The 22,842-nt window shown below is 41.9% G+C and carries 19 protein-coding genes; 11 read left to right on the top strand and 8 right to left on the bottom strand.

All coding sequences use genetic code 11. The features are described 5' to 3' along the window. Positions 1 to 27: 27 nt before the first annotated feature. The 3 genes from Q4519_RS01410 to Q4519_RS01400 all read right to left on the bottom strand — a co-directional run bounded on the left by Q4519_RS01410 (position 28) and on the right by Q4519_RS01400 (position 2,287). The gene (locus Q4519_RS01410; protein WP_303508721.1) at positions 28 to 675 is read right to left on the bottom strand and encodes a hypothetical protein; all 648 of its coding nucleotides are present in this window, start codon (positions 673 to 675) and stop codon (positions 28 to 30) included. A gap of 86 nt (positions 676 to 761) precedes the next feature. After that, positions 762 to 1,322: a GNAT family N-acetyltransferase gene (locus tag Q4519_RS01405; protein WP_303508718.1), complete on the bottom strand. Its 561-nt coding sequence runs from the start codon at positions 1,320 to 1,322 to the stop codon at positions 762 to 764. 71 nt (positions 1,323 to 1,393) lie between these two features. Then, a complete protein-coding gene (locus tag Q4519_RS01400) occupies positions 1,394 to 2,287 on the bottom strand; it encodes a LysR substrate-binding domain-containing protein (protein WP_232801431.1) in 894 nt (297 codons plus the stop codon). Positions 2,288 to 2,564: 277 nt separating this feature from the next. Between Q4519_RS01400 and dnaB the strand changes: the two genes are divergently transcribed. The 3 genes from dnaB to Q4519_RS01385 all read left to right on the top strand — a co-directional run bounded on the left by dnaB (position 2,565) and on the right by Q4519_RS01385 (position 5,948). After that, positions 2,565 to 3,989 (top strand): replicative DNA helicase, encoded by a 1,425-nt coding sequence (gene dnaB, locus Q4519_RS01395; protein ID WP_232801430.1) that lies wholly within the window; start codon positions 2,565 to 2,567, stop codon positions 3,987 to 3,989. A 58-nt stretch (positions 3,990 to 4,047) separates the two neighbouring features. Next, positions 4,048 to 5,124: an alanine racemase gene (alr, locus tag Q4519_RS01390; RefSeq protein ID WP_232801429.1), complete on the top strand. Its 1,077-nt coding sequence runs from the start codon at positions 4,048 to 4,050 to the stop codon at positions 5,122 to 5,124. Between the two features lie 221 nt (positions 5,125 to 5,345). After that, the gene (locus tag Q4519_RS01385; RefSeq protein WP_232801428.1) at positions 5,346 to 5,948 is read left to right on the top strand and encodes a peroxiredoxin C; all 603 of its coding nucleotides are present in this window, start codon (positions 5,346 to 5,348) and stop codon (positions 5,946 to 5,948) included. 106 nt (positions 5,949 to 6,054) lie between these two features. Here Q4519_RS01385 and Q4519_RS01380 read toward each other — a convergent pair whose 3' ends face one another. The 3 genes from Q4519_RS01380 to Q4519_RS01370 form a co-directional block, all read right to left on the bottom strand. Continuing rightward, positions 6,055 to 6,519 (bottom strand): chemotaxis protein CheX, encoded by a 465-nt coding sequence (locus tag Q4519_RS01380; RefSeq protein ID WP_232801427.1) that lies wholly within the window; start codon positions 6,517 to 6,519, stop codon positions 6,055 to 6,057. Positions 6,520 to 6,549: 30 nt separating this feature from the next. Next, positions 6,550 to 7,002, bottom strand: a complete 453-nt coding sequence (gene zur / locus Q4519_RS01375; protein WP_232801426.1) for a zinc uptake transcriptional repressor Zur — start codon at positions 7,000 to 7,002, stop codon at positions 6,550 to 6,552. Positions 7,003 to 7,631: 629 nt separating this feature from the next. Continuing rightward, the gene (locus Q4519_RS01370; protein ID WP_232801425.1) at positions 7,632 to 9,542 is read right to left on the bottom strand and encodes an EAL domain-containing protein; all 1,911 of its coding nucleotides are present in this window, start codon (positions 9,540 to 9,542) and stop codon (positions 7,632 to 7,634) included. A 981-nt stretch (positions 9,543 to 10,523) separates the two neighbouring features. Here Q4519_RS01370 and Q4519_RS01365 point away from each other — a divergent pair. The 6 genes from Q4519_RS01365 to Q4519_RS01340 all read left to right on the top strand — a co-directional run bounded on the left by Q4519_RS01365 (position 10,524) and on the right by Q4519_RS01340 (position 18,015). Continuing rightward, complete coding sequence (locus Q4519_RS01365; protein WP_232801424.1) at positions 10,524 to 11,924, top strand: undecaprenyl-phosphate glucose phosphotransferase; 1,401 nt, start codon at positions 10,524 to 10,526, stop codon at positions 11,922 to 11,924. Positions 11,925 to 12,003: 79 nt separating this feature from the next. Continuing rightward, complete coding sequence (locus tag Q4519_RS01360; protein WP_303508707.1) at positions 12,004 to 13,137, top strand: outer membrane beta-barrel protein; 1,134 nt, start codon at positions 12,004 to 12,006, stop codon at positions 13,135 to 13,137. A gap of 44 nt (positions 13,138 to 13,181) precedes the next feature. Beyond that, positions 13,182 to 13,679 (top strand): polysaccharide biosynthesis/export family protein, encoded by a 498-nt coding sequence (locus tag Q4519_RS01355; RefSeq protein ID WP_303508705.1) that lies wholly within the window; start codon positions 13,182 to 13,184, stop codon positions 13,677 to 13,679. A gap of 20 nt (positions 13,680 to 13,699) precedes the next feature. Further along, positions 13,700 to 15,949, top strand: coding sequence for a polysaccharide biosynthesis tyrosine autokinase (locus tag Q4519_RS01350; RefSeq protein WP_303508703.1), 2,250 nt, complete (start codon positions 13,700 to 13,702; stop codon positions 15,947 to 15,949). Between the two features lie 71 nt (positions 15,950 to 16,020). Then, positions 16,021 to 16,854 (top strand): UTP--glucose-1-phosphate uridylyltransferase GalU, encoded by an 834-nt coding sequence (galU, locus tag Q4519_RS01345; RefSeq protein WP_232801420.1) that lies wholly within the window; start codon positions 16,021 to 16,023, stop codon positions 16,852 to 16,854. Positions 16,855 to 17,310: 456 nt separating this feature from the next. After that, positions 17,311 to 18,015: a tyrosine-protein phosphatase gene (locus Q4519_RS01340; protein WP_303508701.1), complete on the top strand. Its 705-nt coding sequence runs from the start codon at positions 17,311 to 17,313 to the stop codon at positions 18,013 to 18,015. Here Q4519_RS01340 and Q4519_RS01335 read toward each other — a convergent pair. Further along, positions 18,010 to 18,918 carry a chemotaxis protein gene (locus Q4519_RS01335; RefSeq protein WP_232801418.1) on the bottom strand — a complete coding sequence of 303 codons (909 nt, stop codon included), beginning with the start codon at positions 18,916 to 18,918 and terminating at the stop codon, positions 18,010 to 18,012. The two genes, Q4519_RS01340 and Q4519_RS01335, sit on opposite strands and share 6 nt — an antisense overlap. Positions 18,919 to 19,263: 345 nt before the next feature. Here Q4519_RS01335 and Q4519_RS01330 point away from each other — a divergent pair, with 345 nt between their 5' ends. Together Q4519_RS01330 and Q4519_RS01325 are read left to right on the top strand one after the other, a co-directional pair. After that, positions 19,264 to 19,974 (top strand): DUF3581 domain-containing protein, encoded by a 711-nt coding sequence (locus Q4519_RS01330; RefSeq protein WP_303508696.1) that lies wholly within the window; start codon positions 19,264 to 19,266, stop codon positions 19,972 to 19,974. A gap of 249 nt (positions 19,975 to 20,223) precedes the next feature. Then, positions 20,224 to 21,405 (top strand): cystathionine beta-lyase, encoded by a 1,182-nt coding sequence (locus tag Q4519_RS01325; RefSeq protein ID WP_232801416.1) that lies wholly within the window; start codon positions 20,224 to 20,226, stop codon positions 21,403 to 21,405. A gap of 324 nt (positions 21,406 to 21,729) precedes the next feature. On the opposite strand, the gene aroG is transcribed toward Q4519_RS01325, so the two are convergent. After that, on the bottom strand, positions 21,730 to 22,785 hold the full coding sequence (gene aroG / locus Q4519_RS01320) for a 3-deoxy-7-phosphoheptulonate synthase AroG (RefSeq protein ID WP_303508692.1): 1,056 nt from the start codon (positions 22,783 to 22,785) through the stop codon (positions 21,730 to 21,732). Positions 22,786 to 22,842: the final 57 nt, after the last annotated feature.

The raw sequence follows: 22,842 nt of genomic DNA, 5'->3' as shown, positions 1-22,842 counted from the left end.
GGCATAAAAAACTGTGATCGAAGCGATTTATTCAGGTCTTACCTTGGCCACGGTTTCTAAGGCACTATTAAGTTGAAACAGCCATAGTTTCTGTTCAATGGCATCAAGGGTATCCAGTGTTAGCTCTGCTTGGTTGAGTCGCAACTTGTTAGGCTTTATTTCAACGATCTGTTGCTTGGCCAGCATGTCACGTGCTTGTAAGTAATCCGCTTCTATTAGTGCAGGGAGGTTCAGTTGCTTAATTCGCCAGCGACCAGACTCTCTTACTAGCTTAACCAGTGCGGATAGGTAGTGCTTATTGGCTGGCGCATTATTTTGATCTATAGAAGAAAACTTAACTGCTACGCTAACTTCGTTTGTTGTGAAATAAGGTAGCCAGTAAGTTTCTTGTTTCGCTTCAATTAGGTAGGCTTGGTTCATTGCTAAGTTAAAATGTTTTTGCAGTGCGGTTTCTAAGGCAAAAAGGTGTTCGAATTCCTGCTCTTGGTCTTGCACGTTTGCACTTAGGTAATGCTCAACTTGGTTGTATTTCATGCTGGCAATTGCATTAAAATAATCTTTGGTTACCTGCTCTGAACGGGCGTTTTCGCCCATGATGCTGGCGCAGAGTAATAAGCTTAAAATGACCAAAGCGATGACAATCAATGGTGTTGGGAGTTTTTTGTTTTTAGTCATGGAGTGTATTTCTCGCGGTCAAATTTTACGGCAAGTTAGCACTTCTGTGCCATAGGTACAATATTGCGTGGTTAGGGTCGCAATACTCAGTGATGCTGTGGGTTGATCAAGGCATACAATTTATGATCTTGCCATTGCCCAGCAATTTTTAAGTATTTTTTTGCTAACCCTTCATACTCGAAGCCTAATTTTAGCAGTAAGCGTTCACTTCGGTGGTTGTCTAGTATATGTGCTGCCATGATTCGGTGTAGGTTTTGTTGGTCGAACATGTAGTTAATACAAACTTGGCAAATAGCTTGCATTTTTCCTTGCCCTTGATGGGCTTGATCGATGGAATAGCCTAAGTAACAAGCTTGAAATACACCACGCATGACGGCAGAAAAGTTAATACTTGCTATCATTTCACCACTTTTTTCATCTATTGCTGCAAAATGAAAAGCGTTTCCCCGTTGCCAATTTTCTTGATTAGCTGTTAGTACTTTCTGCCATGTTGCTAGTTCAAAAAAGCTTCGACTACGGCTCGGATCCCAAGGGGCAAGGTGGCGTCGATTTCGCACCTGATAGGCGTGAATTAAGTGTGCATCTTCACACGTTAAAGGGGTGATTAAGCAATTAGCCGCGCTTAAAATAACTCGGTTGTTGTCCATGAAAATTAACTTTAGTAACGGTAACCGCGGCTATATTACCAGTTTATTTCAGGTAACGCAGTTCCTGCCTGTTATGCTGAAACGGCACTTAGCTTATTTGATCTCGAGTAATTTACTAGTACTTCTCGTAACCATTGATGGCTGTTGTCGTGTTTACGTAAGGCTAGCCAAGTGAGATAAATATCAATATTTTTCTTACTAAAAGGGGTATATTGCCAGTTAATTAAACGTTTGGTTTCGCTGTTGTCGAGACAAGATTTAGGCACTAAAGTAAGTAGATTAGTTTGCGCAACCAAAGATAGCGCCGCTTGATATGAGTTTATTTGATATTTGACTTTCATCTGATCGTTATTACTCAGCCCTAGTTCAGGATCGACGATGGCAAAGTCTTCCTCTAATATGGCCGCTAAGCTCATCCCTTTTTGCATTCTCGGGTGAGCGTTGCTGTGAGCTAATACGAGAGGCTCAGTGGCTAACAGTTCGCTGTACAGGTCATCGCCTTGGTATTGCTGAGTCGCAACGATAAAGTCTAAGCGGTTATATTTAAGGGCTTCTAAGTCAATGTTATATTGATTTTTAAGTCGAACATTGGGGGATTCATGCTGCAGCTGTACCAATACTTTGGTCAACAGTAACGACTCCAAAGCGGGTTGCATGGCTAAGTTGAACTCAAGTGCGGCTTGGTTATCGCTGAGATTATCTTGCGGTAGAGCATGGCCGATGGTTTTTAATGCGTCATTAATCGGTTGGTACAAGCTTTTTGCCAATGTAGTTGGCTGCATCACACCTCCGCTACGATAGAATAAGTCGTCGTTAAATTTTTTGCGCAGGCGGTTTAAGCCTAGGCTCATGGCTGGCTGTGACATATTCAATTTTTTGGCTGCTTTTGAAACGTTTTGCTGCTCCATCACCGTGACAAATAACGTTAATAAGTTCAAATCTAAATTACGAAGTTGTAGCTGCATAGTTAAGCCTTATCACAATAAGTGAGAGTTTGAATATTCCTTTACACGAAAGATAGCGGGCATTCCTTGTCGTTATGCTGTTAGCCTAACCTTGCACAGCTGAACCTAAGCTGAATAGCTATACTGCAAATAAATTAACAACAGTAAGATAATTAGTACGATTTACTTTTTCTCGTTACTGCATGGTGGATAAATATGAAGAAGATGGCAGCTATGCTTTCATCCTTAATGCTTTTTTTAGATAATGCAGTTCCTCAATAATGGCCTTGATCGACTTATGACAAAATCACGCACTCCTTTTGAAAAAAATAAATTTGACAGAAAATCCAGTGGCCAAGCTCAGGTTGACTCTCTAAAGGTACCGCCCCATTCATTTGAGGCTGAGCAGTCAGTACTTGGTGGCGTTATGCTCGATAACCAAGCTTGGGACCGAGTGGCCGAGGCGGTGGTGGACAAAGACTTCTATTCGAGGCCCCATCGACTTATTTTTCAAGCAATGGAAAAGTTAACTAATGCCAGTATGCCGATTGATTTGATCACGGTTTCTGAGTTATTGGAGCGTGATCAACAGCTAGACAACGTGGGTGGATTTGCTTATTTAGCTGAGATTGCAAAGAACACGCCTAGCGCTGCGAATATTTCCGCTTACGCTCACATTGTGCGCGAGCGTGCGGTGGTTCGTGAATTAATTGGTGTAGCCAATGAAATTGCGGAAGCGGGTTACGATCCTGAAGGCCGTGGTAGTGATGAGTTACTCGATTTTGCCGAAAGTAAGGTATTTAAAATTGCCGAATCAAGGGCCAACGAAAGTGAGGGTCCGCAAGGCATAAACAGTATTCTAGAAAAAACGGTCGATAAAATAGAGGAGTTATTTAAAAACCCGCAAGATGGGGTGACAGGGGTTTCAAGCGGTTATGCTGATTTAGATAAAATGACCGCAGGCTTTCAATCCTCTGATTTGATTATTGTCGCGGCGCGCCCGTCGATGGGTAAAACTACCTTTGCCATGAACTTGGCAGAGCATGCTGCGATGACGCAAGACAAACCAGCAATAATTTTTTCGTTAGAGATGCCTTCAGAACAAATTATGATGCGTATGTTGGCCTCTCTAGGGCGTATTAATCAAGGTAGCATACGAACTGGTCAGCTTAATGATGATGATTGGGCGCGCTTATCTGGCACCATGGGCTTATTACTCGAAAAATGTAATATGTTTGTTGATGATAGCTCAGGATTGACGCCGACAGAATTACGCTCACGGGCGCGGCGAATTGCTAAAGATCATGGCGGCGTTTCAATGATCATGGTGGATTACTTGCAATTAATGCGGGTACCTTCATTAAGCGATAACCGTACTTTGGAAATTGCTGAAATATCAAAATCGTTAAAAGCCTTAGCGAAAGAATTAAAATGTCCCGTTATTGCTCTTTCTCAGCTCAACCGTAGTTTGGAACAACGTGCGGATAAACGCCCAATCAACTCAGATTTACGTGAATCAGGCTCTATCGAGCAGGATGCCGACTTAATTATGTTCATCTATCGTGATGAGGTTTATAACGAAGACAGCTCCGAAAAAGGGGTGGCGGAAATAATTATTGGTAAGCAGCGTAATGGCCCCATTGGTAAAGTACGATTAACGTTCCAGGGGCAATTTTCTCGTTTTGATAATTATGCTGGACCAGCCTTTGATGATGACTATTAAGCGAAACAGGTTACCCCTCTCGATGAAATGGCTGGTAATGGTAACAGGATATTAAAGAATGAAAGCGGCGACAGCAGTAATTGATCTTTGTGCCTTACGTAACAATTTGGTACAGCTAAAGAAAATGGCTCCCCATGCTAAGGTGTTGGCGGTGGTTAAGGCAAATGCATATGGCCATGGCTTAGTGCAAATTGCCCATGCCGTTGCTAATGCGGATGCATTTGGTGTGGCGCGTATTGAAGAAGCGTTAGCGCTACGCTCGGGCGGGATTGTTAAGCCTATTGTATTGTTAGAAGGCTTTTTCAATGCCAGTGACTTACCTGTGTTGGTGGCGAATAATATTCAAACCGCGGTGCATAATGACGAGCAGTTAGCTGCGTTGGAGCAAGCTGAATTAGAATCACCAGTGAAGGTTTGGTTGAAAATTGATACTGGGATGCACCGTCTGGGCGTACATCCGGAAGAGTTTGAAGCCAGCTTATTACGTTTAAGTCACTGTGAGCAAGTATCACAACCGGTCAATGTGATGACACATTTTAGCTGTGCTGATGAGCTTGAAAGACCTGAAACCAAACAACAAATAGCTCTGTTTAATGAATTAACTAAAGACGTTGTTGGTTACAAATCGATGGCAAATTCTGCCGGGGTGATGGCTTGGCCAAAAGCCCATAGTGATTTGATCCGACCCGGCATTGCTTTGTATGGCGTATCGCCATTTGATCAAGGCGATGCTAGTGCCTATGGCTTACGTCCAGTGATGACATTAACGTCTAGCTTGATTGCTGTGCGTAACCATCAAGCCGGCGAGCCCGTTGGCTATGGTGGAATATGGCGAGCTAAGCAAGATACTAAACTTGGCGTTGTGGCAATTGGTTATGGTGATGGTTACCCAAGAAATGCCCCCGCAGGCACGCCAGTTTGGGTTAATGGTCGCATCGCACCGGTGGTTGGACGGGTTTCCATGGATATGCTGACTGTAGACTTAGGGCCAGACGCAACAGACAAGATGGGTGATGAAGTGATCCTATGGGGAGATGAGCTCCCTGTTGAAAGAGTCGCTCGTGCGATAGGCACTATTGCTTATGAGTTGGTCACTAAGCTTACTCCGCGTGTATCACTCAGCTTTAAAGGATAATTTCAGCACAAACTGTAAAGCTGGTCTAAATTTGATGAGACTATTGACAGCTCGGTCAAATTTATTGATTATCAATAGTGTTGATGACAGTTTAAAGTGGTTTTTGATAGTTTTTAGCTATTGATCTAATTGCTTTAAACGATTCGCAAAATCCCGCGGTGTGAGTCATCATTTGCGGTGTATTTCATTGATAATCCAAACTTTTAAAAGAGGAAATAAAAATGGTATTAGTAGGAAGAGAAGCACCTGATTTTACAGCTGCAGCAGTACTAGGTAATGGCGAAATCGTAGATAGCTTTAACCTAAAAGAATTCACTAAAGGTAAAGCTGCCGTTATCTTCTTTTACCCATTGGATTTCACGTTTGTTTGTCCTTCTGAGCTAATCGCTTTCGACAAACGTTTCCAAGATTTCCAAGACAAAGGCGTAGAAGTAATTGGTGTTTCAATTGACTCACAGTTCTCTCACAACGCATGGCGTAATACTGCTATTGCAGATGGCGGCATCGGTGCAGTTAAATATCCACTAGTAGCTGACGTTAAACACGAAATCTGTAAGGCGTACGATGTTGAGCATCCTGAAGCTGGTGTTGCATTCCGTGGTTCTTTCTTAATCGATACTAACGGTGTTGTTCGTCACCAAGTAGTGAACGACCTTCCACTAGGTCGTAACATTGACGAAATGCTACGTATGGTTGATGCACTAAACTTCCACGAAAAACACGGTGAAGTTTGTCCTGCACAGTGGGAAGAAGGCAAAGAAGGTATGCAGGCGTCTCCAGAAGGCGTAGCTAAGTACCTATCTGCACACTCTGACGATCTATAAGCTAAACGGGCCAAGTTTATTGGCTGTTAGTTAACAAAAAAGCCGCTATTTTTTAGCGGCTTTTTTTATTGCTTACATTTTTGTTTAAGGCTAATCAATGGAGCCGTTATTTATCAAAACAAATTTCTAAGGTGGCGTTACCGTATTCGGTAGTAAACGGCATCAGTACTTTTTTACCATCGGTTTTGTGAGAAATAGTATGAGCTTTACCAGATACAACGATTGGTGTTGCCATGTTGAAATCATAGCCTTTTTCCGCGAGTAAGCGTTTTGCCCCTCCAGTTACCATATTGGTTATTTCGCCAACCATGTCCGAAACTTCACTGTCGATTGCAGCAGGCGCTTCGCCGAGCATACGCTTCATTATTTCAAGAGCTAAAGGCTCATCAAAGCTAATCGAAAATGAACCCGTAGTTTCGGGGCTGACCATACCAATTAGTCCAGACACATCACCGCGAGCGATATTGTCTTGCTTTAGTTTTGGCTTACCTGGCTTTAACTCAAGCTGAGCCATCGTTTGTAATACGTTCATCAAAGAGCTAAGAAAAGGGTTTACAAAATCTACATTCATAATTGCGTTCTTATTAATTGGTGTTAATCGTTAAGCTATCTCGTTACTTTGGCAGTCACTGCAGTTGCCATGCGCTTCTAAAGTTGTATTAGTAATACTAAACCCGTGAGACGTCGCTTGCTCAGAGAAAGCATCATCAATCTTCTCGTCATGTAATTCGATGACCACACCACATTGATCGCAGATTAATAGCTGCATCGGATGATGAGTGCCAAAGTGTGGACATAAAATATAAGCATTAATAGATTCAATTTTATGAATAAAACCATGCTCAAGCAGAAAGTCTAGCGCACGATAGATAGTCGGTGGCTTGGCACTTTTCTCTGTCTCGCGTAATTTGTCTAATAAATCATAGGCACTAATTGAGCCGGGCTGCTCGGCCATAATGCTAAACACTTTCTGACGGATCGGAGTAAACCTTACACTGCGTTTTTGGCAGATAAGCTCAGCGCGCTTTAGTAAATCTATGGGGTTATTATGCATATGCTTATTAAGTTGAGTAGCTAGATTGAGATACTAACATTATTTTATTCCTTATGAAGCTCCCGCTTGTGTAGACGTTAACCGAGTAACATCGATTAGTGCTTATTCTTGTCCATTTCGTTGCCCCTTAAGCCCACATTTCACTCACTGCTTATGGGTACAGCTTAGCTTAAAGTTGTGAAACAGCCTGCTATTCGCCAAGGTTGTCATCATATTCTAGTAAATCCTTCAGTTTATACTAGTTTAAATTGATGAATTCATAGTGCTTTTCTTATGTTTTTCAGCTCTATATTTGTGACAAACTAGGCTGCGATATTGCTATAGTTAAGATAAAGGGAGGGCCGTAAGTAGTCGTTGGGCTTGCAGAGGGGGCCAGCTAAAATCACTATTATTGCCAGCTTTAAGAGCAACTGTCGCTGTGCTGCTGTTGCGATAATACGCGAGCTAAATATTATGGCAGACACATAACATCCAGCCCAGATATTGCGTGTGCGTGCCCAAGGTTTAACTGATACTTGTATTGCTGAGGCAAGAGAATGTACAGCCTTGTTGCAATTGTCCTTAAGTAACAAATTTAGCAATATGGTTTTAGAGCCTGACCAATAGGATCCCAAGGCTTTTAGCCATCATTAATTCGTCAATGCTCCCGGTTTAGCTACTAGGTAGCCCTGGAAGCCATCAACTAACAGCTCTTGCGCTGTATCCAATTCTGCTTGAGTTTCAATGTGTTCCGCAACTACCTTAGTGTCAATACCGTGGGCTATTTGAACTAAGGTTTTCAAAAAGAACTGATTATCTTTATGTTGCTCTAATTGGCGAATATAGCTGCCGTCAATTTTGAGATAGTCAGGCTTGAGGGACTGAATATAACTAAACGAGGTGAAGCTAGTACCAAACCGATCAATTGAGAGCGCAGCTCCTGACTGCTTCAGGCCGACAACTAATGCTTTTAGGGCAACAAGAAAGTGATTGGCACTGGTTTCGCTGACTTCCATTATTAGCCTGCTTGCCAACTTAGCTTCTTGTTTTAGTTCATTAAAAATAAACTCTTGAAAGCCTTCATCGGCTAGTGAACTACCAGCTAGATTAATAGAAAGGCTGACTTGGCTAGATTGCTTTAATGTGTTTAGTACTTGAAGAAAAATGGCTTTATCTAGCGCCATGGTTTTATTAATACGATTAGCCGCTGAGAAAACATCACCGGTATTGAGTGGTTTGCCTTGCTCATCAACAAAACGCGTCAAAGTTTCGTAATAAAGTACTTGTTTGTTTTTATCAATAATGGGCTGGAAAACGAGATGAATACGTTGATGAGCTAAGATGTTTTCAATAACACCTCGCCAATCTGTTCGTTGGGTTGCTTGACGTTCGTCACTGGCTACGCTGATCTGGCAGCCATTTTGTAGTGAGTGACTGATTTGATTGTCTAGCTGAGCCAATACTTCACCGCATTGTTGACCTTCTTGATAGCGCACAAAAGCGCCTGCCACTTTGGTATTGGCTTGTTTTAAAGCCTGGTTGAGTAGCGGTTGAATTTGCTCCAAAATGCCAATATCAGTGTTGGGCATAATCACTGCAAATTCCGCCCCTTGCAAACGGAAAAAAGATGAGTGTGGATACTCACTGAAGCTCTGCTTTAATTTCATTGATAGGGCTTTTAGGTGGCGATCGGCTTCTTGGTAACCGTGTTGTTCATTTAGTGCTTGCAAACCCTGTAGCTGAAAGAGTCCTACTAGGCCGCTGTTGCCGCTCTTTTTTGATTCTAACTCCAGTGCCAGCTTTGACATAAAGCTACGTTTGTTACCAAATCCAGTCAAAATGTCCATAAATGCTTGTTGGCGCATTTTTTCTGCGTAGGTCGAAACTTCATCAAAGTTACGTTTCAATGCTGCAGCCATGCGATTAAATGCATCTACCACTACGCGCAATTCTCGCGCTTTGGGTAGCATCGAGATAGGGCTAAAGTCTTTGTCGGCAATTGCATTGGCTTTTGCTTCCATGGCGTTTAAAGGACGTAAAATGATACGCAGTAAAAACCAGCCCGTAATGAGCGCCAAAACAAAGATGATACCGGATGAAATAAAAGTATTACTGGCCATTTGCCATAACTGATAGTAAGCCAAACCTGGGTTACTTTGAATTTTCATGGTGGCGACAATACGCCAACCATCATTGATTTCAGTTTGATTGGTTGGTGGGTTTAATGGAAAGAGTGAAATAAACCAGTTTGGGATGCCTTCCACTTGAGTCGGATACTCTCTGATCACCAGTGGTGTGCCATCAATTTTGTACAGCTTAATGGAATGATAGTAACCAGAATCAAAGATACTATTAACAGTGGTCTCTAGCATGGCAATATCTTCAAGCCCAATGATATTGCTTAAAGACAGCCCCAGTGACGTTGCTGCATCTTGGCTGTGTGAGTCTAATTGCTCTTCAAGGTAATTTTGGCTTTCTTGAATGTTAGTAATTAAATTGCTCAAAAAGCACATTAATATAACACCAAATAGCATGCCGTTAAGGCGGGCAAATAAGCTCATATTTATTCTCTATTGACCTTGTTCAATCCGTTTAATAAGTTTCACCCAAGGGGCTAATCCTTTACTTTGTTTGACCTAGTTCCCGAAACCTTGTGCTTTGTCATTCATCAACCTTGGTCATTAAAAGTTAGGGATTGGTTTTAGGTGCAGACGTTGCTTTGTACCTACGATATCACGATTTATATTATCTAGCATCAAAGGGGGCTTACCTAGGCTTGGAATGTAAGTGACCACCATATTAGCTTGATTATATTCGAGAGCTTTGGCGTACATCATAGGTCTGTTATTTTGAGTGATGCTCAGCCTGTTGAGCGGGGGATATTTCGCAATAGAAACATTCTCACCATCAACACACTCTAGGGATACGTGGCTCATTGCCATCTTTTTCTAATGCTTAATATCGTCAGCAAGTTTTATATGCTTGTAAAAAATATGTAACAATCTGACTTACCCTATCTTATCTTATTGTTATATTTGACTTTATTTGGTCTTTTTTAGATTTTTGACACATAGTTCAGCTTCGTTATCATGATGGCTATTAATTTCTTGAAGCAGAATCGGTGTAAATAAGCTGGTTGATATCTATGGCAGGTCATGCCACTTCAGTAAATATGGTGATGCTCAGCATTTGCAAAATGTGTGGGATAGCATGAATCGATTAACGTTAATAACATCTAATTGGCAAGCGAATTTATCATAATTGACTGATTGTGTTACTAGAGGTTTAAAGTGTGTCATGCATAAGTATAAAATTTGTGAATTTATAACAAAAACGCCTTGAGCAATGCTGTCAAGTTGATTAGTATAGCGGTTTCAAAAAATGCTAACAAAACCATATTTTGATTGGAAAGTTAGAACGAAAAATAAATGCACCTCACAAAGCACTGCAACAAAAAAGACAACTTATTGCTGTACGCTCTCTCAAGAATATGAATTTTTTTCACGTGTTGTGAAGGTATCTTGTTATAAAGGATTATAAAAATGGGCGCACAAGGCCATATACGAACACTTGGTAAATCATCTAGTTTTTTTTATCGTCTGGTTGATATCGTGGTGATTTCCCTCGCCTTGATTATTTCTTTATCTCTACATGAACAGGGGTTTAATGTTCATTATGTTGCGGTGGCGCTTTTAGCAACAGTTGGATTTACAATTACGTCTGAAAGCGTTGATTTATATCGTTCATGGCGAGGCAGTAACTTTAGCTACCTAGCGATGCTCACTACACTCAGTTGGGCGATTGTTTGCTCCTTACTTATGTTGCTGGCTTACTTCTCTAAGTTAGGCATCGACTACTCACGCTTAGTTATTGGCTGGTGGTTTTTAATTACGTGGAGTGGTTTGCTTACATGGCGAGTGGTGTTGCGTTTCTATCGCGCGCAAATTCGCCGTAAAGGTTTAAACGTTCGTAATGCTGTGGTGATAGGCGTTACCCCTCAAGCTATTTCTTTGGTTCATAATCTGCAACGCCATCCTGAAATAGGCGTTAAAGTGTTGGGCTTCTATGACGATAGGGATACCAGTAGGTTAGATAAAGAGCTACCTGCTCGTCTACGCGGCAATGCCGAAAGAGCTTTAAAGCTGGCGAAAAAAGGTACCATTGAGCGAGTGTATATTGCATTACCTATGCACGCTAAAGACCGAATTGCGCATCTCTTATCAGAATTTGCCGATACCACTGCTTGTACATATTTAGTGCCTGACTTCTTTACCTATAACCTGTTGCACTCGCGTTGGGATTCTGTTGGTGATATTCACACTCTCAGTGTATTTGATACTCCGTTTAACGGTTTAACTAGTTGGATAAAACGTCTTGAAGACATTGTTCTCTCAAGTATGATTTTAGCCTTAATTTCACCTTTATTGGTTGCTATTGCTGCTGCGGTAAAGATAACGTCACCCGGCCCAATCATCTTCAAGCAATATCGCTATGGTTTAGATGGTCGGAAAATTAAAGTTTGGAAGTTTCGTTCTATGTCAACTATGGACAATGGCGAAAAAGTTGTACAAGCAACTAAAAATGACCCTCGCGTAACACCTCTGGGAAGCTTTCTTCGCCGTACTTCTTTGGACGAACTGCCACAGTTTATTAATGTATTACAGGGCTCTATGTCAATTGTGGGGCCAAGGCCGCATGCCGTTGCCCATAATGAAGAATATCGTGTTTTGGTTGAGCGCTATATGCTGCGTCATAAGGTGAAGCCGGGTATCACTGGTTGGGCGCAAATTAATGGTTGGCGTGGTGAGACGGATACGTTAGATAAAATGGAGAAACGAGTTCAATTTGACCTTGACTATATCCATCGTTGGTCACTGTGGTTGGATATTAAAATTGTGTTTTTAACTATTTTTAAAGGATTTGTAAGCAAAACAGCTTACTAAAAATATGATGAAATTACATCCGATAGTAAAAATGTCATCGGTTTGCTTTAGCTTAGCAGCCTTGACTTCAGCATCTGTCATGGCAGAGGTAACTCCAAATCCTTATGTAACGGAAAGCGGAATTGAGGTGTTGCCTTTTGTTAATGTTGAGTTAAAGCACGATGATAACGTAGCTAATGTGGGGCGTAATGAAAAAAGCTCCTGGGCTAACGTGATTGATCCTGGTGTAATGGTTAAAATGAACCCTGGCAATAATGAATATATTTTGCTTTATCGCTTAAGCCAAGGTAACTATTTCAGTTCGCATAATGATGATTACACCGACCACTTATTACGTTTAAGTGGTAATTGGGAGTTTAACGAGCGAAACCGTGCTGGCTTGCTTTACAACTTTAACGCTACGCATGAAGAGCGTGGTACGGGGATCTCAGATGGTGCTGGTAACGCACTTGATGAGGTTATTCGTTACAAGACTAATTATGCCAATGCCCATTATGGTTTTGGCGGCATGGATGCGACCGGGCGTTTGCAGTTTAACTTAGGCTATTTTGACAAAAGCTACAGCAACTTCCGCGGTATCACACAGTTTCGTGATTTTGATGAGATGCGCTACGGCGGTGCTTTTTATTACCGCGTAGCCCCTAAAACTAGTTTGATATTTGAGTTGTTGAAAAATGATAAACGTTATGATGCTGTTGATACTACAGGCATCTCTCGGGACTCTGATGACCATTTCGCGTATATTGGAACGACTTGGGATACGACAGCAACGATAACGGGTGTAGCTAAAGTTGGTTACCAAAACAAAGATTTTAAAACGTCGAACCGTGAGTCTTTTGATGGTTTTAGTTGGGATGTTGGCCTAACTTGGCAAGCCAAAGAGTATTCTAAGTTTGATTTTGCTACACGTTATAAAGCGAAAGATCCCGATCAATTTGGTGATTACATTGAAGAGCTATATTATCTAGCCGCTTGGCAACATTACTGGTTAGAGCGTCTATCGAGTAACGTGAGCTGGTCATTCATTCAGGATGATTATAGTGGTTCAGCTCGCAAAGATGATACTGATGAATATCAAATTTCGCTTAACTACGACCTTCGCCGTTGGCTACAGATCGGCTTAGGCTATCGAGTTACCCAGAAAGATTCAACCGCAGCTAATATCGGTTATGACAAGAACGTGTTCTCTATTTCTGTAAATATGGTGATGTAACAATAATGAAAGTATTCTTTTCGTTTTTTCTATCGGGGCTGGTAATGCTTTTTGCTTTACAGGCGCAAGCAAACAACTTTGATGCAACATACAAGCTGGGGGCGGGAGATACTATTTCTATTCTCGTTTACGGTGAAGAAGAGCTTACTATGGAAACCTTGTTAAGTGATAGTGGCCGGATTAACTACCCTTTCTTAGGGCAAATTACGGTTAAAGGTTTAACGATAGAAAAGCTAAAAGATATTATTCAAAAGGGATTAGAAGGGGATTACCTCATTAACCCTAGTGTACATGTCAGTATTGTTGAATATCGCCCATTTTTTATCAATGGTGAAGTAAAACAACCGGGAGGCTATGCTTTTCAGCCGGGATTAACGGTCAATAAAGCTGTTGCTTTGGCTGGTGGTTTTACTCCGCGAGCATCGAAAAGTAATATTTATGTTTCTAGCAGTGACTTACCTGATCAAAAGCCTAAACCCGTCGAGTTAGATACCAACATCATGCCTGGTGACATTGTTACCATAGAACAAAGCTTCTTTTAAATTTAAGCAGGTCAAATCAAATGGAACAGAAAGTATCTGCTGCGGCAGACAAGCCTCAAATGGAACAGTTGATCGATATTAAACAAATTTGGTTAACGTTGTTAAAGTATAAATGGAGTATTTTGTTTTTTTCACTCATTGTGACGGTTGCTGCTAGTTTTGTTGCGAAGTCTAAACCTTCGATTTATACCGCAACGGCAACGTTATTAATTGAATCGAAACAAGCAAAAGCTGTGTCCGTTGAAGAAGTATATGGCTTAGATACGCGGATTAATGAATACTTTTATACTCAGTTTGAAATTTTAAAATCAGACAGTATTGCTTTAGCTGTGATTAGAAAGATGGATCTTATTAATCATCCTGAGTTTAACCCCGAGTTGGCGGAAAAAGAAAAGCAATTCGATTTTTCGGCAGCAATATCTAATTTGCTGCCATTCTTAAATAAAGCGCCAAACACAGTGAATGAGTTATCCACTGAAGAAAATATATATCGTTTAGAGCAACGAGTATTGGGGCAATTTAAGCAAAAGCTCTCTATTGCGCCAGTACGTAAAACGCAGTTAGTGGATATCACCTTTAATAGTTATAGCCCTGAATTGGCAGCTCAGATTGCTAATGAAGTAGGTAATGTTTATATAGAAAGTAATTTAGATGCAACGTTGCAAGTTGCCAATAAAGCTTCTGGTTGGCTGAATGACCGTCTTGCTACGTTAAAAGCTGAATTACAGGCGTCAGAATCTAAATTACAAAACTTCTTAAAACAGGAGGGGTTAGTTGATATTGCTGGTGTTGGCGGGCTTGCATCTCAAGAATTGAATGAGCTCACTTCACAGTTAAATATTGCGAGAGATCGCCGTGTTGCCGCTGAATCTTTATATAATTTAGCGCAAAGCAGCACACGAAATGTTACGCAAGTATCAGCGATTCCTGAAATTAGCAATCATCCTGTCATTCGTGATGTCAAATTGGCGGTTTCAGAGGCTGAGCGTAAAATTTCAGACTTGACGAAGCGTTATGGTCCGAAGCATCCGAAAATGAAAGCTGCAGAGGCTGAATTGGCAAGTGCTAAAGTCAACTTGGATCGTGAATTACGCCAGTTGGTTAAAGGGATCGGTTCGGAAGTGACCGCGGCTAGACAGGCTGAAAATAGCATTCGCAGTGAAATTGAAAGCCGTAAAGCAGAGTTTCAAGACCTGACGGTTAAAACTGCCAAATACTCAGAGTTTCAGCGCGAAGTTGACTCAAATAAACAGCTGTATGATCTATTTCTAAATCGCTATAAAGAGACATCGGCTTCTAGTGATTTTGGCTCAACCATTGCGCGATTTACTGATGAGGCTCACCCTCCTTTATTTCCAAGTGCTCCAAATCGAAAGTTAATTATTGTTATGGCTTTTGTCGTGTCTTTTGGTTTTGCTTGTGTCGTGGCTTTTGTCTTAGAAGCGTTAAATGATACGTTTGTTAGTGCTAAGCAAGTTGAAAGCACTTTAGGGGTCAGCCTACTGGGCGTATTACCGTTGGTGAAAGCGAAGAAAAACAAGGTTTCTACCTACCTGTATTATGATGAAAAGCAACGTGCGTTTTCTGAAGGGGTGCGTACCATTCGAACCAGCTATATGTTGTCGAATATGAATAATGATAATCAGTCTGTGATTGTGACCTCGTCGGAGCCAAATGAAGGTAAAACGACTTCGGCCATTAACTTAGCTTTTGGTTTAGCGCAACTGGAAAAAACCATTCTTATTGATTGTGATTTACGTAGACCTACGATTGGTCGCCGTTTTGAGCTATCGGCTGCGCAGCCAGGGTTGGCTAACTTGATAGCTGGAACTCATACATTTGAAGAGTGTTTGGTTAAAGATGAGGTTTCTGGGTTGGATATATTGTCCGCTGGTTTAGTGCCATCAAACCCACAAGAACTACTCGCATCTGAGCGTTTTACTATGCTACTCGATAAGCTCAAGCAACGTTATTCAAAAATAGTGTTAGACACCCCCCCTTGTTTGGCGGTAAGTGATGCTTATTTGCTGTCACAAAAGGTGGATTCTTGTATTTTAGTAACACGTGCAGAGCACACTCGTACTGGTGTGGTTAAGCAAACTTTGGCTAAGCTTGTGCAGCAAGGAATCAAAATTGATGGTGTTATTCTTAATCGCCTAAATCTTAAAAAAGCAGCTAAGTACGGCGGTCATGGTAACTATCATGAATATTACGGTTATGCCGAAAAGACCAAGTTAAGTCCAGTTAAGCAAAAGCCGCAAACTGTTTAATAAATTTATGCCCTTAGCAATGATTAAGGGCCAGCTTTTTAATTCTGAATTGTAATATTAGGGATAATTTAATGAAGTCTACTATCAATAAGTGTCTATTTCCTGCGGCTGGCTATGGCACGCGCTTTCTACCTGCCACAAAATCAATGCCAAAAGAAATGATGCCTATCGTGAACAAACCTTTGATCGAATATGGTGTTGATGAAGCCATTGCAGCGGGTATTGAAGGTATGTGTATCGTAACGGGTCGTGGTAAACACTCGTTAATGGATCACTTTGACATGAACTATGAACTTGAGCATCAGATCAAAGGCACTAGCAAAGAGAATATGCTGGTAGATATCCGCAATATTATTGACACAGCTAAGTTTACCTTTATTCGTCAAAGTGAAATGAAAGGCTTAGGCCATGCTATTTTAACCGGTAAAGAATTAGTCGGTGACGAACCTTTTGCTGTCGTGCTCGCAGATGATTTATGCATCAATGAAGGTGATGGCGTGTTGGCGCAAATGGTTGCTTTGTACAAGCAGTTCCGTTGCAGTATTGTCGCTGTAGAAGAAGTGCCTGCCGACGAAATTCACAAGTACGGTGTGATTTCTGGTGAAATGATTAAAGATGACCTATACCGTGTAGATGACATGGTAGAAAAGCCTGAGCCGGGTACAGCGCCAAGCAATCTTGCGATTATTGGCCGTTATATTTTGACTCCAGATATCTTTGATATTCTTGAAAACCAAGAGCCTGGTAAAGGTGGTGAAATTCAAATTACCGATGCGTTGCTCAAGCAAGCTAAATCAGGTTGCGTGTTGGCTTACAAATTTAAAGGTCGTCGTTTTGATTGTGGTAGCGTACCTGGTTTTATTGAAGCGACCAACTATTGCTACGAAAACTTCTATAAAGGTTAATCGTAAACGGCTTTAACTGCCGATATACAGATGCGCAAAATTTAGTGATGAATATCCCCAAAGCCTGATAGCATTGTTCGCGATCAGGCTTATTTTTTATATGTTTTATTGCGAATGTGTATGGCAAATATGTCGAGCTTGAATGATAAAACAGGTCGCTGCTCTTTGTGTTGGTTTTTTCAGCGATTTGTTGAGTATTTAGACAAAACGTTCGTTGTGGCCAGCACCTTTGTGGCATAGTAAACTACGCGAAAAGGCGCTAACGCAGTAGAAATGACCAACAAGCGTTGTCCTACGGATTCGGCTAAAAGCGTTTTGCCATCGTTGAGCAGCATTTACTTAGAATGCTAAGCTACACACTGCTCGCCTTGCTCAAAACGTTTTTAGACAAGGTGTCCCCTCTCGAACAAAAATTAACCACCGAAGATCAACAGATCCTAGAAGTAAGGGTTGAGCATGATTGATTTACATTGTCATATTTTGCCGGGAATAGATGATGGCGCACCTAATGTGATCACCAGTTTAGCGATGCTAGAGATGGCCAAACAAGATGGAATTACTCATAGTGTAATGACTCCACATATAGAGCCGGGCCGTTTCGAAAATGATATTGCCAGCATTAAGGCTGCTGCTGACCAGTTAGCTTCGGCGTCTAACTCGTTTTCTTTTTCGTTAGCCGCTGAAGTGCGACTTGATCCGCAGATTATGATCTGGGCTAAGCAAGGTAAATTGCCCTTTATTGGTCAATACCAAGGTAAATCTGTCTTGCTGTTAGAATTTCCTCATGCCCATATCCCACCTGGCAGTGACAATCTAACGGCTTGGCTACTTAGTAATAATATTATTCCGATGATTGCGCATCCGGAACGAAATCGTGTCGTCTGGGAGCAGCCCAATAAACTACAGCCTTTTATCGAGCAAGGCTGTCTAATGCAAATTACCGCTGGCTCGTTACTCGGGGTATTTGGTGAGCGCAGCTTAGCACGTGGTAAAGCCTTATTAGTCGAAGGGAGCGCCACTGTTATTGCCACTGACGCCCACAATTTGTCTAACCGCCCTCCTGTGCTATCAGGGGGATATCAAAAAGCTAAAGAATGGTTAGGGGAAGCAGCGGCGACTAAATTAGTATTGGATACCCCTGCTGAAATAATTGGTTTATAGCTGTTTGCGAGCTTGATTTTTTTCTGCACCGCGTAAAATGGCATGAATGAGTTCGTCGGCATCAAACTTGGTTAAGGCTTCATCTGCGCCAATTTGGTGGGCTCTGTCAACACTGATTTCGCTTGATAGTGAGGTATGTAAAATGATGTAGGAATCGGCTATTTTGGGTTCACTGCGTACTTCAAAAGCGAGTTCATAGCCATCTAGGCCCGGCATTTCGATGTCACTAACCAGAATATCGATGGGCTCCCCTTTATCAGCTCGGGCTTTCATTTGTTCAAACGCATCATGGCCATTCTCATTAACAAAATAATGTACCCCCATTTCATCTAACGCGCTAGCAAGTTGTCTTCTAGCAACGGACGAGTCATCGACCACTAAAATATTTTGTGCTTTTAGTAGGGCTTGCTCTTTTGGTGAAAGGCTAGGTAAATCTTCATTGTCTTTATGCGGATAAATTTGATCAAGTAGCAGCTCGACATCCATTAATTGGACAAGCTTATCTGCCACTTTAGTGACTCCGGTAACATAAGTATGCTTGCCGAGAGATTTGTTAGGAGGGGCTATCTTCTTCCAATCACATTCAATAATTTTATCAATACTGCGCACTAGAAAACCAACCAGTTGACGGCTGCAATCAGTAATGATAATAACGCAGTCTTGTCGATCTTCTTTGGCGATAGCAGGGTAGCCAATCGCTTTTGCCATATCAATGACTGCGATGGTTTTACCCCTGAAATTGGCCGCACCTAATACACTTGAGTGGGAGTTAGGTATGCTCGTTAGTTTTGTATAAGGTACAATTTCTTGTACCTTCAAGGTGCCAATAGCAAAGCTTTGCAGTTGAGTTAAATGAAATAGCAATAACCCTTGTGATTGATTAGCGCCGCTTTTTGTTTTCATTTTTATCTCACCTTAGTTAAATCTCACTCGATATTCTACGGCTATTTAAGCAGATAGCTATTAACTATAGATTAGCAGTGAAAGTGGATCACAGAAATAGAGGATATTGGCTATGTGACTAAGCAAAGCAAAATAATACGCTATTTATACCATGCCAGTTAGGCAACCGTGGCTCAGGTCTGCAAGATTAAGCTTAACGGCAAAAAAAGCAATATTAGTGGCGCGAGCAAGGGGTTTTATTTATTTTTGCTTAACAGTTGGCCGAAGAATTGGTATAAATCCGCCTTCGTTAATAGTTTGACTATTATTTTTTGTTTTTTACCAGTACAAGGCAGTGTCATTTCGATGTTTTTATCCGAATTTTTTACCGAGAACAACAAACAAGTTTTGATCACACCTGAACAGGCTAGTCATTTTGCCAAAGGCGTTGCTGGTGATTTTAATCCTCTGCACGACCCGAGTAACAAGCGTTTTTGTGTGCCTGGCGATTTGCTGTTTTCGATGGTATTAGCGAAATACGGATTAAGCCAGCGTATGGCGTTTAACTTTGCGGGTATGGTTGGCAAAGATGTTTGGTTAAATTTTCCTGACACAACTGAAAATCTGTTTAACGTGACCGATGATAAAGATAAGGTTTACCTAGGCGTTGAGCGCGAAGGGGCGATTAATAACGACGCTGCTGTGATTGAAGCGATGGCACGAAACTATGTTGAATTTTCTGGTCATAACTTCCCTCATATATTGGTACCTTTAATGGCCGAGCACAATGTTATGCTTAACCCCGAGCGGCCATTGGTTATTTATGAGAGCATGGAATTTAACCTATCACATGTTAATTTTTCGCAACCGCCGCAATTAGAGCTAGCTGAGAGTAAGTTAGAAGTTAATGGTAAGCGTGGAGTTGCCTATCTTATTTTCGATGTGAAATCCGGTGACGAAGTGGTCGGTACAGGGTCAAAGAAAATGGTATTAAGTGGTCTGCGTGAGTTTGATAAAGCGGCCATTGACGCATTTTGTGTCGAATATTTGGCCAGTCGTGAAAACTACGAAATCTAACTGGCTGGCTCAACTGATACTGTGCTGTTGAGCCATTATTCCCATCCGAACATTTCATCAATAATGCCTTGCCCTGAGCGCGTGTATCCCTTTGCTGAAATCAAGCATCTCTAGGTTGATCGGGTATATATCCTTTTTCTGTTTAGTTTACCTAGCTGATATTGATTGCCAGCTGTTATCGTGAACTTTGCCAGTTGAGTATAAAAAATGCGAGAATAGTTTTTATTTCTCGAAGGATTGGCAAAGTTAATGAAAAAAGATACCAAGATAGTCTCTGCCGGCAGAGCCAAAAAATGGACTAAAGGGGTGGTGAACCCGCCACTAGTACGCGCTTCTACAGTTGTATTTGATTCTGTTGCTGAAATGAAGCATGCGACTCGCAATCGTGCGAACCAAGTGATGTTTTATGGCCGTCGTGGCACTGACACTTCTTTTGCTTTCCAAGAGGCAATGGTTGAAATGGAAGGCGGTGTTGGTTGCGCTTTATATCCATCGGGTACTGCCGCTATCAGTAATGCTATTTTGTCTTTTGTTAAATCGGGCGATCATATTTTAATGGTCGACACTGCGTATGAGCCAACCCGTGATTTTTGTGGCAAGATGCTGGCTAACTTGGGTGTAAGTACTACCTACTACGATCCTATGATTGGCGAAGGTATTCGCGATCTAATTCAACCTAACACCCGCATATTATTTTTAGAATCACCCGGGTCTTTGACCATGGAAGTGCAAGACGTGCCAACCCTTGCTCGTATCGCCCATGAAAGTGACATCACAGTGATGCTCGATAACACTTGGGCTTCTCCGCTCAACTTTGACCCCTTTGCTCATGGTGTTGATATCAGCATTCAAGCTGCCACTAAGTACATCGTTGGTCACTCTGACGTGATGATGGGAACAGCAACAGCCAACGCTGCTCATTGGCCACAGCTTCGTGAAAATAGCTATATTATGGGGCAGTGTACCTCGCCTGATGATATCTACTTGGCAATGCGAGGATTACGCACTATTGGCGTGCGCATGCGTCAGCATCAAGAAAACGCACTTAAGGTGGCTAATTGGTTAGCGCAGCGTGAAGAAGTGGATCATGTGCGCCATCCCGCCTTTGCTACATGCCCCGGCCATGAATTTTTTAAACGCGATTTTACCGGCAGTAATGGTCTATTCTCGTTTGTTTTAAATCGCGGTAATGATGAAGCCCTAACCGCATTGTTAGATGGCATGCATCATTTCAAAATGGGTTATTCATGGGGGGGATTTGAAAGTTTAATTCTCGCGGTGAATAACGTGCAGGGCTTACGTAGTGCTACCCAGTGGCAAGCCGCTGGCCCGTTAATGCGAGTGCATGTTGGCTTGGAAGATCCTGATGACTTGATTGCGGATTTAGAGCAAGGGTTTACTCGTCTAAATCAAATATTAGCGAAAGGCTAGTCTAGCAAAACAGCCTTGTTGCTATGTACAGCAAGGTTGCTTAAAGTCGCTTTAAAAACCGCCAAAGTAGCCAAATACTGAAACTGGTGGCGCCAACAAAACCTATTTGCAGGCACAGAAAAAACAAATTTAAGCTTTGCATATCGTCTCCTGAAGGATTGTGGGAGACGCTATTATGATTAATGGTCGCCAAACGTACCATTGGGGATTTCCTAGATATATCTATTTGAGCGGTTTTTGTTTTCCGTTATAACTCCAATTAACTAAAAAAGCCAGTTAAGGTAAACTCAACTGGCTTTTTTGTGTGACTAAATAGGATGATATTTAGGCGTTACGACGGGTTGCAACAGCATCCGCTAATTGGCGTAATACGGTTTCTGTGTCGTCCCAGCCAATACAAGCATCAGTAATGCTTTGGCCATAGGTTGCGGCCTTGCCGTCAACGAGATCTTGGCGACCTTCGACCAAATGGCTTTCAATCATCACGCCAAATATTGCTTTATTACCTGCTGCTATTTGGCCTGCAACGTCGCTAGATACCTCAAGTTGCTTTTTATATTGCTTGCTTGAGTTTGCATGGCTGAAGTCGATCATGGCTTTTTCTGGTAACCCTGCTTTCGCTAAGTCATTGCAGATAGCTTCAACATGCTGGGCGCTGTAGTTAGGCTCTTTACCACCGCGTAAAATAATATGGCAATCAGGGTTACCTGTCGTGGAGACAATCGCTGAGTGGCCAAACTTAGTAACAGACAAAAAGTGATGAGGTGCACTGGCTGAACCAATTGCATCAATTGCCACTTTTATCGTACCGTCGGTACCGTTTTTGAAACCGACTGGACAAGATAAACCAGAAGACAGTTCGCGGTGCACTTGCGATTCTGTGGTGCGCGCGCCAATTGCGCCCCAAGACATTAAATCGCCGACATATTGTGGTGAAATCATGTCTAAAAACTCACTTGCCGTTGGCATGCCAAGCTCGTTTAAATCAAGTAGTAATTTACGGCCAATGCGTAAACCGTCATTGATTTGGAAGCTGTCGTTCATATATGGGTCGTTGATTAGCCCTTTCCAGCCAACTGTGGTGCGTGGCTTTTCAAAATAAACGCGCATAACAATTTCTAAATTGTCTTTTAATTCTTCGCGTAATGTTAGTAGCTTTTTGCCATATTCAACTGCCGCTTGGGTATCATGAATTGAACAAGGGCCAATAACAACAACTAAGCGATCGTCTTGACCGTTGAGAATATTTTGAATGGCAGCTCGTCCTTGAAATACCGTTGCAGACACTTTTTCTGTTGCTGGGTATTTCTCTAATACGGCAATGGGGGGTAGAAGCTCTTTAGTTTCGCGAATGCGAAGGTCATCCGTTTGGTACTGCATATTATTCACTCGTTAGTTTTAGCCGAGTACATCGGCTACTCTGATCCCTTTGGCTAG

Origin of the sequence: Motilimonas sp. 1_MG-2023 (genome assembly GCF_030547455.1) — a bacterium.
Classification (GTDB): domain Bacteria; phylum Pseudomonadota; class Gammaproteobacteria; order Enterobacterales; family CBDFNC01; genus Motilimonas.
This window is presented reverse-complemented; position numbering and strand designations above follow the sequence as displayed.

Bases quoted from the DNA above. Each gene is read 5' to 3' on its own strand.
- dnaB (WP_232801430.1), top strand. From the start codon at position 2,565: ATGACAAAATCACGCACTCCTTTTGAAAAAAATAAATTTGACAGAAAA.
- Q4519_RS01365 (WP_232801424.1), top strand. From the start codon at position 10,524: ATGGGCGCACAAGGCCATATACGAACACTTGGTAAATCATCTAGTTTT.
- Q4519_RS01330 (WP_303508696.1), top strand. From the start codon at position 19,264: ATGTTTTTATCCGAATTTTTTACCGAGAACAACAAACAAGTTTTGATC.
- Q4519_RS01410 (WP_303508721.1), bottom strand. From the start codon at position 675: ATGACTAAAAACAAAAAACTCCCAACACCATTGATTGTCATCGCTTTG.
- Q4519_RS01340 (WP_303508701.1), top strand. From the start codon at position 17,311: ATGATTGATTTACATTGTCATATTTTGCCGGGAATAGATGATGGCGCA.
- Q4519_RS01360 (WP_303508707.1), top strand. From the start codon at position 12,004: ATGGCAGAGGTAACTCCAAATCCTTATGTAACGGAAAGCGGAATTGAG.
- galU (WP_232801420.1), top strand. From the start codon at position 16,021: ATGAAGTCTACTATCAATAAGTGTCTATTTCCTGCGGCTGGCTATGGC.
- Q4519_RS01405 (WP_303508718.1), bottom strand. From the start codon at position 1,322: ATGGACAACAACCGAGTTATTTTAAGCGCGGCTAATTGCTTAATCACC.
- zur (WP_232801426.1), bottom strand. From the start codon at position 7,002: ATGCATAATAACCCCATAGATTTACTAAAGCGCGCTGAGCTTATCTGC.
- Q4519_RS01380 (WP_232801427.1), bottom strand. From the start codon at position 6,519: ATGAATGTAGATTTTGTAAACCCTTTTCTTAGCTCTTTGATGAACGTA.
- Q4519_RS01370 (WP_232801425.1), bottom strand. From the start codon at position 9,542: ATGAGCTTATTTGCCCGCCTTAACGGCATGCTATTTGGTGTTATATTA.
- Q4519_RS01355 (WP_303508705.1), top strand. From the start codon at position 13,182: ATGCTTTTTGCTTTACAGGCGCAAGCAAACAACTTTGATGCAACATAC.
- aroG (WP_303508692.1), bottom strand. From the start codon at position 22,785: ATGCAGTACCAAACGGATGACCTTCGCATTCGCGAAACTAAAGAGCTT.
- Q4519_RS01385 (WP_232801428.1), top strand. From the start codon at position 5,346: ATGGTATTAGTAGGAAGAGAAGCACCTGATTTTACAGCTGCAGCAGTA.
- Q4519_RS01350 (WP_303508703.1), top strand. From the start codon at position 13,700: ATGGAACAGAAAGTATCTGCTGCGGCAGACAAGCCTCAAATGGAACAG.
- Q4519_RS01400 (WP_232801431.1), bottom strand. From the start codon at position 2,287: ATGCAGCTACAACTTCGTAATTTAGATTTGAACTTATTAACGTTATTT.
- Q4519_RS01335 (WP_232801418.1), bottom strand. From the start codon at position 18,918: ATGAAAACAAAAAGCGGCGCTAATCAATCACAAGGGTTATTGCTATTT.
- alr (WP_232801429.1), top strand. From the start codon at position 4,048: ATGAAAGCGGCGACAGCAGTAATTGATCTTTGTGCCTTACGTAACAAT.
- Q4519_RS01325 (WP_232801416.1), top strand. From the start codon at position 20,224: ATGAAAAAAGATACCAAGATAGTCTCTGCCGGCAGAGCCAAAAAATGG.